At 70.8% G+C, this 10641-nt stretch carries 10 protein-coding genes; 7 read left to right on the top strand and 3 right to left on the bottom strand.

The genetic code is table 11. The features are described 5' to 3' along the window. Both H0523_RS30535 and H0523_RS30530 read right to left on the bottom strand, forming a co-directional pair. Positions 1-1159: ABC transporter permease subunit (locus H0523_RS30535; RefSeq protein ID WP_180180267.1), on the bottom strand; the 1159-nt coding region annotated here is incomplete at its 3' end. A 109-nt stretch (positions 1160-1268) separates the two neighbouring features. After that, the gene (locus H0523_RS30530; RefSeq protein WP_054430586.1) at positions 1269-2309 is read right to left on the bottom strand and encodes an amino acid ABC transporter substrate-binding protein; all 1041 of its coding nucleotides are present in this window, start codon (positions 2307-2309) and stop codon (positions 1269-1271) included. A gap of 169 nt (positions 2310-2478) precedes the next feature. Between H0523_RS30530 and H0523_RS30525 the strand changes: the two genes are divergently transcribed. The 3 genes from H0523_RS30525 to H0523_RS30515 are packed head-to-tail and all read left to right on the top strand — an operon-like array spanning position 2479 to position 5772. Then, positions 2479-3618: an aminotransferase class V-fold PLP-dependent enzyme gene (locus H0523_RS30525; RefSeq protein ID WP_054430585.1), complete on the top strand. Its 1140-nt coding sequence runs from the start codon at positions 2479-2481 to the stop codon at positions 3616-3618. Positions 3619-3652: 34 nt separating this feature from the next. Further along, on the top strand, positions 3653-4948 hold the full coding sequence (locus H0523_RS30520; protein WP_054430584.1) for an O-acetylhomoserine aminocarboxypropyltransferase/cysteine synthase family protein: 1296 nt from the start codon (positions 3653-3655) through the stop codon (positions 4946-4948). A gap of 5 nt (positions 4949-4953) precedes the next feature. Continuing rightward, positions 4954-5772, top strand: coding sequence for an alpha/beta fold hydrolase (locus H0523_RS30515; protein ID WP_024068963.1), 819 nt, complete (start codon positions 4954-4956; stop codon positions 5770-5772). A 27-nt stretch (positions 5773-5799) separates the two neighbouring features. Here the strand turns inward: H0523_RS30515 and H0523_RS30510 are convergent, their stop codons facing one another. Next, positions 5800-6717 carry an AraC family transcriptional regulator gene (locus H0523_RS30510; RefSeq protein ID WP_054430583.1) on the bottom strand — a complete coding sequence of 306 codons (918 nt, stop codon included), beginning with the start codon at positions 6715-6717 and terminating at the stop codon, positions 5800-5802. A gap of 209 nt (positions 6718-6926) precedes the next feature. Between H0523_RS30510 and H0523_RS30505 the strand changes: the two genes are divergently transcribed. From H0523_RS30505 to H0523_RS30490, 4 genes are read left to right on the top strand one after another with little or no spacing between them, the layout of a single operon-like run. Further along, positions 6927-7484 carry a carboxymuconolactone decarboxylase family protein gene (locus tag H0523_RS30505; protein ID WP_054430582.1) on the top strand — a complete coding sequence of 186 codons (558 nt, stop codon included), beginning with the start codon at positions 6927-6929 and terminating at the stop codon, positions 7482-7484. Further along, complete coding sequence (locus H0523_RS30500) at positions 7481-8593, top strand: acyl-CoA dehydrogenase family protein (RefSeq protein WP_054430581.1); 1113 nt, start codon at positions 7481-7483, stop codon at positions 8591-8593. The genes H0523_RS30505 and H0523_RS30500 overlap by 4 nt, the downstream gene beginning before the upstream one ends. Then, complete coding sequence (locus H0523_RS30495; protein WP_054430580.1) at positions 8590-9402, top strand: ABC transporter ATP-binding protein; 813 nt, start codon at positions 8590-8592, stop codon at positions 9400-9402. The genes H0523_RS30500 and H0523_RS30495 overlap by 4 nt, the downstream gene beginning before the upstream one ends. Then, on the top strand, positions 9392-10582 hold the full coding sequence (locus tag H0523_RS30490; protein ID WP_054460937.1) for an ABC transporter substrate-binding protein: 1191 nt from the start codon (positions 9392-9394) through the stop codon (positions 10580-10582). The genes H0523_RS30495 and H0523_RS30490 overlap by 11 nt, the downstream gene beginning before the upstream one ends. Positions 10583-10641 lie beyond the last annotated feature (59 nt).

Here is a 10641-nt window from a genome sequence, read left to right as displayed (position 1 = left end):
GGTCCAGCAGGCGCAGCGCGGGCCGCTCGCCCAGGCGCGCGCCGTGGCTGTCGCCGGGGCCGTGGCGGGCGTGGCGCGCGTTCCAGGCCGACAGCGCGCCGCCCAGCGCCAGGGCCAGGCCCAGGTAGACGGCCACGGCCAGCGTGATGCCTTCCAGCGCCAGCCCGGTCTGGGTGATGGCGGTATTGATGACGGCCATCAGCTCCTGGTAGCCGATGGCGATGGCCAGGGTGCTGTTCTTGACCAGCGCCAGGCATTGGTTGGCATAGGGGGGCAGGGCCACGCGCGCGGCATAGGGTGCGACGACGTGGCGCAGCACGCCCCAGGGCGTCAGCGCCATGGCCTGGCCGGCTTCCACCAGGCCCACCGGCACAGCCCGCACCGCGGCGCGCACGATGTCGGCGATGTAGGCGGCATGGAACACCACCAGGCCGATCACCAGCGCGGCGAATTCGATGCTGGGCTGCCAGCCGCCCTGCAGGCCCAGGCCACGCCTGACGGGCAGGTCGACGGTGACGCCGGGCAACCATGCCCAGGCCAGCGCCGTCGCCGCCAGCGCGGCCCAGGGCGCGGCGCGGCCCAGGCGGTGGCGCAGGCGCCAGCCGAGCAGCAGGGCGCCCGCCGCCGCCAGCGCGTAGGGCAGCCAGCCGTGCAGCGCCGGCAACGCCAGGCCGCGGTTCGACAGCAGCACCGAGGGCAATGGCGACCACGCCTGGCGCGCGTCCGGCAGCCGCAGCAAGAGGCCATACCAGACGAACAATTGCAGCAGCACCGGGGTGTTGCGCAACGGCGCGATGATCAGGGCGGCGGTGCGCGCGGCCAGCGGACGCGAAGACAGCCGCAGCAGGCCCAGGCCGATGCCCAGCAGCGTCGCCACCGGAATCGCCACCAGCGCCACCGTGAGGGTGTTGACCAGGCCGGCGGCGATCGACATCCAGTAGGGATCGTCGGGCGTCACCGGCAGCAGGCTTTCCGAAATGCGGAAGCCGGCCGGCTGGAACAGGAAGCCGAAGCCGCCGCGGATGCCGCGCGCCGCCTGCGTGGCCTCGATGTGCAGCAGCAACAACGCGGCCAGGGCGGCCAGCCCCAACGTCCAGGCCGCGAGGGGCAGCCAGCGCCGCCAGGCGGCGCTCCATGGCGTGGGATGAATCGCGATCATGTCGGTCCCGGCCGGCGCCGGCGAATGAGGAAAAGAGAAAGGAAAAAACGCCACGGGCGGGCCCGGGGGCCCGCCTGGCGGCGTCATGCGTCCACGCGATCGCGCGGGCTTACTGGAACGGCGGCGAATACAGCAGGCCGCCCCGGTTCCACTGCGCGTTCAGGCCGCGCTCCAGCTTGAGCGGGGTGGCCGCGCCCAGGTTGCGGTCCCACACTTCGCCGTAGTTGCCGACGGCCTTGATGACGTTGCGGGCCCAGCCCTCGTCCAGCCCGAAACTCTTGCCGATGCCGGGATCCAGGCCCAGCAGGCGGCGCACCTGCGCATCGGTGCTCTGCGCCTGGCTGTCGACGTTCCGGGAGGTGATGCCCAGTTCCTCGGCGGCCACCAGCGCGTTCACGGTCCAGCGCACGATGGCGGTCCAGTTGGGATCGTCCTGGCGCACGAAGGGGCCGAGCGGCGATTTGTTGATGCGCTCGGGCAGGATGACGAAGTCGTCGGGATTGGCGGCGCGCGCGGCGCGGCTGGCGGCCAGCGTCGAGGCATCCGACAGGTAGACGTCGCAGCGGCCGGCGTAGAAGGCCTGCTCCAGCTCGACCAGGTTCTCGATCACCACCGGGCGGTAGGTGAGCTTCTGCTTCTTGAAGTAGTCGACCAGGTTCTGTTCGTTGACGGTGCCGGGCTGCACGCAGACCTGCGCGCCGTCCAGTTCGGTGGCGCTTTTCACGCCCAGCTTCTTCGGCACCAGGAAGCCCTGGCCGTCATAGAACACGATGCCGGCCGAGACGATGCCCAGGCCCGCGTCGCGGCTGGAGGTGATGGTGGTGTTGCGGTTGAGCACGTCGATCTCGCCGCCCTGCAGCGCGGGGAAGCGCTGCTGCGAGCTGAGCGGCACGAAGCGCGTCTTCTCCGGATCGCCCAGCACCGCCGCGGCCAGCGCGCGGCACAGGTCGGCGTCCAGGCCGGTCCAGCGGCCCTGCTTGTCGGCGATAGACAGGCCGGCCGAGCCCTGGCTCACGCCGCACACCAGTTCGCCGCGCTTCTTGATGGCGTCGACCGTGGCGCCCGCCGTGGATGCGCTCGCCGTGGACAACGCCATATGTGCCAGCGCCGCCGCCACGCCGGCGGTCTTGAGTAGAGAGATCAACCGCATGCCGTTCCCGTATTCGAAGTATGCAAGAAAGGCATGAATTCTAGGGCTGCGCATCGCCGTCGCGAGCGACTGTATCGTCATATGGTTATGAGAACTTAGCCTTATCCAAATTGCCGTCATATACCTAGAATCCGTCCATACCAAGTTGCATGATTGAAGAAGGTTGCGCATGAGCTGGCAGGACGAATTCCGGGAATGGTTTCCCATCACTCGCGACAAGGCCTACGCCAACATCGCCTACACCAGCCCGCTGGCGCCCAAGGTGGCCGAGGGCGTGGCCGCCTTCTTCGACGGCATCACCCATGCCCGCAGCGACAAGCCGCAATGGCTGCGCGATGCCGGCGCGCTGCGCACGCGGCTGGCGCGGCTGATCGGCGGCGACGCGCGCCGGCTGGCCTTCACCAAGAACACCACCGAGGGCCTGAACACCGTGGCGCAGGGCCTGTCCTGGCAGGAAGGCGACAACCTGGTGGTCGACGACCAGGAACATCCCACCAACGCCTTGCCCTGGCTCAACCTGCGCCGCCGCGGCGTGCAGGTGCGGGTGCCGCCGTCGCGCGCGCACCGCTATACGGTCGACGACCTGTGGCGGCACGTCGATGCGCGCACGCGCCTGATCGCGGTCTCGTGGGTGCAATACGGCAGCGGCCTGCGCACCGACATCGCCGAACTGGGCCGGCGCTGCGCCGAGCGCGGCATCTGGCTGGTGGTCGACGGCATCCAGGGCGCGGGCCTGTTGCGCGCCGAGGTCGACGCCTGGGGCGTGGACGCGTTCGCCAGCGGCGCCCACAAGGGCTTCCTGGGGCCGCTGGGCGTGGGCCTGCTGCACGTGTCGCCGCGCCTGCTCGACGCGCTCGACCCGCTGTACGTCGGCCCTTCGGAAGTGACCACGCTCGACAAGACCGGCCTGCAATGGCAGGTGGGCGTGTCCGACGCGGGCGACGCCCGCCGCCTGGAGACCGGCAACCTGAACTATCCCGGCATCGCCGGCTGGGCCGCGGCGCTGGACCTGATCGAATGGGCGCGGCCCGAGCGCATCGAGCCGTGGGTACTGGAACTGTCCACGGCCCTGAGCGACGGTTTACGCGCCCAGGGCCTGCAGGTAGTATCGCCGGCCGACGCGGCGCTGCGCAGCACCACCACCGCATTGCGCGTGGCCGATCCGGCCGCGGCGCTGGCGCACCTGGCCCGCGAGGGCGTGGTGGCCAGCATTGTGGAGTATGGTTACCTGCGCCTGTCCGTCGGCGCCTATAACAATCATGGGGACATCGATCGCATCCTGCGCGCCGCGCGCGGGTTCGCCGCTTGATTCCATTACCGATAACGCATTTGAGGAGCACTACATGACTGAAGCGAAGAAGCCCGATTGGCGGCTGGAAACCATCGCCGTGCACGGCGGCTACAAGCCGGACCCGACCACGCGCGCGGTGGCCGTGCCGATCTACCAGACCGTGGCCTATGCCTTTGACGACACCCAGCACGGCGCCGACCTGTTCGACCTGAAGGTGGCGGGCAACATCTACACCCGCATCATGAACCCCACCACCGACGTGCTGGAACAGCGCGTCGCGGCCCTGGAAGGCGGCATCGCCGCGCTGGCGCTGGCCTCGGGCCAGGCCGCGGTGACCTACGCGATCCTGACCATCGCCGAGGCGGGCGACAACATCGTCTCGTCCAGCACGCTGTACGGCGGCACCTACAACCTGTTCGCCCACACGCTGCCGCAGTACGGCATCACCACGCGCTTCGCCAACCCCAGCGACCTGGCGGCCTTCGAGGCGCAGATCGACGAGCGCACCAAGGCCATCTTCGCCGAATCGGTCGGCAACCCGCTGGGCAACATCACCGACATCGCCGCGCTGGCCGAGCTGGCCCACCGCCACGGCCTGCCGCTGATCGTCGACAACACCGTGCCGTCGCCGTACCTGCTGCGTCCGATCGAGCACGGCGCCGACATCGTGGTGCAGTCGCTGACCAAGTACCTGGGCGGCCACGGCACCAGCCTGGGCGGCGCCATCATCGACTCGGGCAAGTTTCCCTGGGCCGAGCACAAGGCCCGCTTCAAGCGCCTGAACGAACCCGATGTCAGTTACCACGGCGTGGTCTATACCGAAGCCTTCGGTCCGGCCGCCTACATCGGCCGCGCCCGCGTGGTGCCGCTGCGCAACACCGGCGCCGCGATCTCGCCGTTCAATTCGTTCCAGATCCTGCAGGGCATCGAGACGCTGGCGCTGCGCGTGGACCGCATCGTCGAGAACGCGGTCAAGGTGGCCAGCTACCTGCGCGAGCATCCCAAGGTCGAGTGGGTCAACTACGCCGGCCTGCCGGATCACCCGGACCACGCGCTGGTGCGCAAGTACCTGGGCGGCAAGGCGCCTGGCCTGTTCACGTTCGGCGTGAAGGGCGGCCGCGAAGCCGGCGCGCGCTTCCAGGACGCGCTGCAGCTGTTCACGCGCCTGGTCAACATCGGCGACGCCAAGTCGCTGGCCACGCACCCGGCGTCCACCACCCACCGCCAGCTCAATCCGGAAGAACTGCAGAAGGCGGGTGTGCGCGAGGAAACCGTGCGCCTGTCGATCGGCATCGAGCACATCGACGATCTGCTGGCCGACCTGGACCAGGCCCTGGCGCAGGTGTGAATGGCATGAGCATGATTTCCCGCAGGACCCTGTTGCAACTGGCCGCCGGGCTGCCCGCCCTGGCGGCGGCCCCGGCCATCGCGGCCAAGCCGGCCGCCGGCCGCGCCAAGACCTACGTGCTGGCGCACGGCTCCTGGCATGGCGGCTGGTGCTGGCGGCCGGTGGCCGACCGGCTGCAGGCCGCCGGCCATCGCGTTTACGCGCCCAGCTTCACCGGCATGGGCGACCGCGCCCACCTGCTGCACAAGGGCATCACCATCGACACCTTCGTCGAGGACCTGGTCCAGGTGATCCAGAGCGAAGAGCTGAACGACGTGATCCTGGTGGGCCACAGCTTCGGCGGCATTCCGATCTCGGGCGTGGCCGACCGCATTCCGGAGCGGCTGGCGCACCTGGTGTACTTCGATTCCATCGTGCTGCAGAACGGCCAGGATGCGTTCTCGGTGTACCCCAAGGCCGACGCCGACGCCCGCATCGCGGCCGCCTCCAAGGCCACCAACGGCCTGGCCGTGCCGATCCCCGAGCCGTTGCCCGCGGCCTGGGGCTTCAAGCCGGGCAGCGCCGACGAGGCCTGGGTCAAGCGCCGCCTGACGCCGCACCCGCTGGCCAGCTACACCACGCCGCTGACGCTCAAGCATCCCATCGGCAACGGCCGGCCGCGCACCTACATCCATTGCACCCAGCCCGAGCTGCCGGTGCTGGAGCAGTCGCGCCAGCTGGTGAAGTCGCAGCCGGGCTGGAACTGGGTCGACATCGCCGCCCCGCACGAAGCCCACATCACCCATCCGCAGTTGCTGGCGGAGTTGTTGCTGGGCCTGTCCTGAGGCGCGGCCTGCCTGGGCGCGCTCCGCTCAGGCGCCGCCGCGCCGCCAGGCCGAGGGCGCCACGCCCTCGGTGCGCTGGAACACCCGGCTGAAGGCCGCCTGCGAGCGATAGCCGACCCGTTCGGCGGCGTCCGCGATGGCGGCGCCCTGCGCCAGCAGGCGCCGCGCCACGCGCATGCGCAGCAGTTGCAGCAATTGCGCCGGCGTGGTGCCGCTTTGCAGCGTGAAGCGGCGATGGAAGGTGGCCTTGGACATGTACACGTGGCGCGCCATGTCGTCCATGCTCCAGGGATCCGCCGGCCGCGCCAGGATCGCCTGCAGCAAGCCGGCCATGGCCGGATCGCGCGCCAGCACGAACAGGCCGTGGGCCTGGCGGTCATGGATCGCCAGGTGGCGCAGCATGAAAAAGATCAGCATGTCGGTGAGCCGCTCCAGCACCACCTCGGAAGCGCCGCCATCGCGCGCGGTCTCACCCAGGATCAGGTCGAACACGCCGCGCGCGCTGGCGTAGCGGGCATCGTCGGCGCGCAGCACCAGCACGTCCGGCAGCGTCTCGGCCACCAGGTCTGCCAGGCCCGGGCGGAACTGGAAGAAACCGCAGGCCAGCCCGGTGCCGTCGGCCTGGCGCGGCAGCAGCGGGCGCATGTCGCGGCATACCGGCGCGGCGGGCGCATCCAGCGGCGTCAGCGTGTGCGGCAGGTCGCGCAGGAAGAATATGCCGTCGCCGGCCGCCAGGGTCAGCGGCGCCTGGCCCGGCCCCAGGTCGACCCGGCAGCGGCCGTGCAGGATCAGGTGGAAACTGGCGCGGGCGCGGCCGCTGGTGCTGGCCGACCAATTGCCGCAATACTGCCCCAGGTGATACAAGCTGGATTGCACCTCCAGGCTCGACAGCAACAGGGCGTCGACGGCGGCTTGATCGGCGTTCGGGGCGGGCGAGGGCGGCATGGCGAAGGCAGTTTGGCAAGGGATCGGGCCGCGCTGGTATGGCGGCGCGACCGGATCAGTTTGGCGCGATGATACGCAGGGCGCCTGGTTATAAGCGCATAGCTGAAAGTCGATAAGATCGAGCATCAGCTTGCGATCCCCGTGCATTGTCGCGCGGGGCGGGGCGCCCGCACAATCGAGTTTTCGTTGATCGTCTTCTGGAGACCGTCATGGCCCGTTTGCCTGTCCACACCGCGCAGAGCGCTCCCGAATCCACCCGCGCCGCGCTGACCGCCGCCGAACAAGGCGCCGGCTACCTGTCCAACCTGCTGGGCGTGCTGGCCAATGCGCCGGTCGCGCTGGAGGCCTACCAGACGCTGTCGCAGATCAATGCCCGCGCCGGGCTGACGCTGCAGGAGCGCGAGGTGGTGCAACTGGTGGCCGGCGCCCGCCACGGCTGCACCTTCTGCGTCGCCGGCCATACCGCGCTGGCGCGCAACAAGGCCAAGCTGTCGCCGGAGGTGGTGGACGCGCTGCGCGCCCAGGGCACGCTGCCCGATGCCCGCCTGCAGGCGCTGGCCGCCTTCACCGAAGCCGTGATCCGCACCCGTGGCCGCGTCAGCGACGCCGAGCTGCAGGCGCTGCGCGAGGCCGGCTACAGCGACGGCAACGCGCTGGAAGTGATCGTTGGCGTGGGGCTGGCGACGATCTGCAATTTCGGCAACAACCTGGCGCAGACGCCGCTGAACGAACAGCTCGGCGCCTACGCCTGGAGCGGCGCGCAATGACGGCGCGGCAGCCGGATCCGCGACTGTCGCCCGGACTGACCGCCTGGCTCGACACCCACGCCGGCGCGCTGGATGACGGCAGCCACGACGCCGCCGAGGTCCTGCCGCAATTGGCCGCGGCGGGCGTATTCCGCCTGGGCGTGCCGGCCGCGCAGGGCGGCGCGCCGGGCACCGACATCGGCGACGCCATCGAGGCGGTGTCGCGGGTGGCCGAGCATTCCGTGGCCGCGGCCTTCGTGGCCTGGGGCCAGCGCGTCTTCATCGAATACCTGCTGCGCAGCCCCAATGCGGCCTTGTCGCAGGCCTGGCTGGCGCCCTTGCTGGCGGGCGAGGTGGCCGGCGCCACCGCGCTGTCGAACGCCATGAAATTCCTCAGCGGCATCGAGTCGCTGCAGATCGGCGCGCGCCAGGAGGGCGCGCACTGGGTGCTGGACGGCCGCATGCCGTGGGTCACCAACCTGCGCAAGCAGGGCTTCCTGGTGGCCGCGGCCGTCTCGGCCCCCGACGGCACGCCGGCCGTGGTGGCCCTGCCGCACGATATCGAGGGCCTGACGCGCAGCGCCGACCTGGAGCTGCTGGCGCTGCAGTCCAGCAACACCGCGGCGCTGGACGTGCGCGGCGTGCGCATCGATCCGCAATGGTTGATCCATCCCGATGCGCGCCAGTACCTGCCGCAGGCGCGGCCGGCCTTTGCCGGGCTGCAATGCGGCCTGTCCATCGGCCTGGCGCGGCGCGCCTTGCGCGCCGCCACCGAAGCCGGGCAGGGCCAGGCGTCGCGCGGCATCCTCGGCGAACCGTTGCAGGCGCTGGCGCGGCAGCTCGACGAGGTGACCGCGCGCCTGGTCGACGGCGTGCGCAGCGAACGCTTCGTGGCCGAACCCTGGCTGCTGTTCGAAAGCCGCATCGCGCTGGCCGAGATCGCCAGCCAGGCGGTGCAGCTCGAATTGCAGGCCAGCGGCGGCGCGGCCTACCTGAAGCCGGCGGGCGACGGCTTTGCGCGGCGCTGGCGCGAGGCGGCCTTCCTGCCCATCGTCACCCCCAGCCTGGTGCAGCTCAAGACCGAGCTGGCCAAGCGCCAGGCGCGCCTGGCGGCCGAGGGCGCCGCATGAGCGCGCGGCCGCGTCCGGTGTTGCAGGCGCATGGCCTGGCGCTGCGCTATGCGCAGGCGCCGGCCGACGTATTCCAGGACGTCGACCTGGTGCTGGACCGGGGCGAGGTGGTGGCGGTGCTGGGCGCCAGCGGCGCCGGCAAGTCGAGCCTGCTGCGGGTGCTGGCGGGCTTGCAGCCGGCCAGCGCCGGCACGCTGCTGATGGAGGGCGAACCGTTGGCCGGCGTGCATCCGCGCGTGGCGGTGGCGTTCCAGGATCCCGGCCTGCTGCCCTGGCTGTCGCTGGAACGCAATGTGGCCTTCGGCCTGGATTTCACCCACCAGCCGAGGTTGAGCGCCGCCGAACGCCGGCTGCGGATCGACCAGGCCATCGACGAGGTCGGCCTGTCGCACGCGCGCCACCTGCGGCCGGCGCAGCTGTCCGGCGGCATGGCGCAGCGCACCGCGCTGGCGCGTTGCCTGGCGCGGCAGCCGGCGGTGCTACTGCTGGACGAGCCGTTCGGCGCGCTCGACGAGGTCACGCGCGGCGACATGCAGGCGCTGCTGCGCCAGGTGGTGGCCGACTTCCATACCGCCGCCGTCCTCATCACCCACGATATCGACGAAGCGCTGCTGCTGGCCGACCGCATCGTGCTGCTGGGCGGCGCGCCGGGACGCATCCTGGGCGTGTGGCCGGTGGACCTGCCGCAGCCGCGCGCCGACCTGTTGCCGGAAATGGGCGCATTGCGCCTGGAAATCCTGACCCGCCTGCGCGATGCGCTGCGGGTCGCACGCGGCCAAGCCGCCAAGGAGTCTATCGATGTGCCTTGAACACATGTCGCGTCGCGACTGGTTGAAACTCTCGGCCCTGCTGACGGTGGGCGGCGCCGCGCCGCTGCTGTCGGCCTTCAACGCGCGGGCGCAGAGCGAGCCCGACGCGCCGGTGCGCATCGGCTACCTGCCGATCACCGACGCGGCGCCGCTGCTGGTGGCGCACAACAATGGCCTGTTCGACAAGGCCGGCGTCAAGGCCGAGAAGCCGACGCTGCTGCGCAGCTGGGCCCAGGTGATCGAGGCCTTCATTTCCGGCCAGGTCAACGTGGTGCACCTGCTGTCGCCGATGACGGTATGGGCGCGCTTCGGCAGCCAGGTGCCGGCCAAGGTGGTGGCCTGGAACCACGTCGGCGGTTCCGGCCTGACGGTGGCGCCGGCCATCAACAGCGTCAAGGAACTGGGCGGCAAGACCGTGGCGATCCCGTTCTGGTATTCCATCCACAACGTGATGCTGCAGTACCTGCTGCGCGAGAACGGCCTGGCGCCGGTGTCGCGCAAGGACGGCGCGCCGGCCGCCAACGAGGTCAACCTGGTGGTGATGGCGCCGGCCGACATGCCGCCGGCCCTGGCGCAGAACCGCATCGCCGGCTACATCGTGGCCGAGCCCTTCAACGCCGTGGCCGAGACGCTGGGCGTGGGCAAGGTGCTGCGCTTTACCGGCGACATCTGGCGCAACCACGCCTGCTGCGTGGTGTTCATGCACGAGCGCGACCTGCAGCAGCGGCCCGAGTGGTCGCAGAAGGTGGTCGACGCCATCGTCCAGGCGCAGCTGTGGATCCGCGACAACCGCGAGGAGACCGCCAGGCTGCTGTCCAAGGAAGGCATCAACCGCTACACCCCGCATGGCCTGCCGGCCTTGAGCAAGGTGCTGGCGCCGCCGGCCTCGGACCGCGAGCAATACCTGGCCAGCGGCGCGATCCGCCACGCCGGCTGGGACGAGCGCCGCATCGACTTCCAGCCGTATCCGTTCCCCAGCTACACCGAGGAACTGGTGCGGCGCCTGCGCGACACGCTGATCGAGGCCGACCGCGGCTTCCTGGCCAACCTGGACCCGGCGCGCGCCGCCGCCGAGCTGGTCGACGACCGTTACGTCAAGCGCGCCATCGAGGCCGCGGGCGGCCTGCGGCGCTTCGGCTTTCCCGACGCCTACACGCGGACCGAGACGGTGCAGGCGTGACGGCGCGCGAGTCTGTCGCCGCGGCGGGCGCACGCGCCGCGACGCCCGCGGCCGGCCCG

Origin of the sequence: Achromobacter insuavis, assembly GCF_902859645.1 — a bacterium.
In the GTDB taxonomy this organism is placed as follows: Bacteria; Pseudomonadota; Gammaproteobacteria; order Burkholderiales; family Burkholderiaceae_B; genus Achromobacter; species Achromobacter insuavis.
The sequence above is the reverse complement of the archived record's forward strand: the minus strand, read 5'-3'. Positions and strand labels throughout refer to the sequence as shown.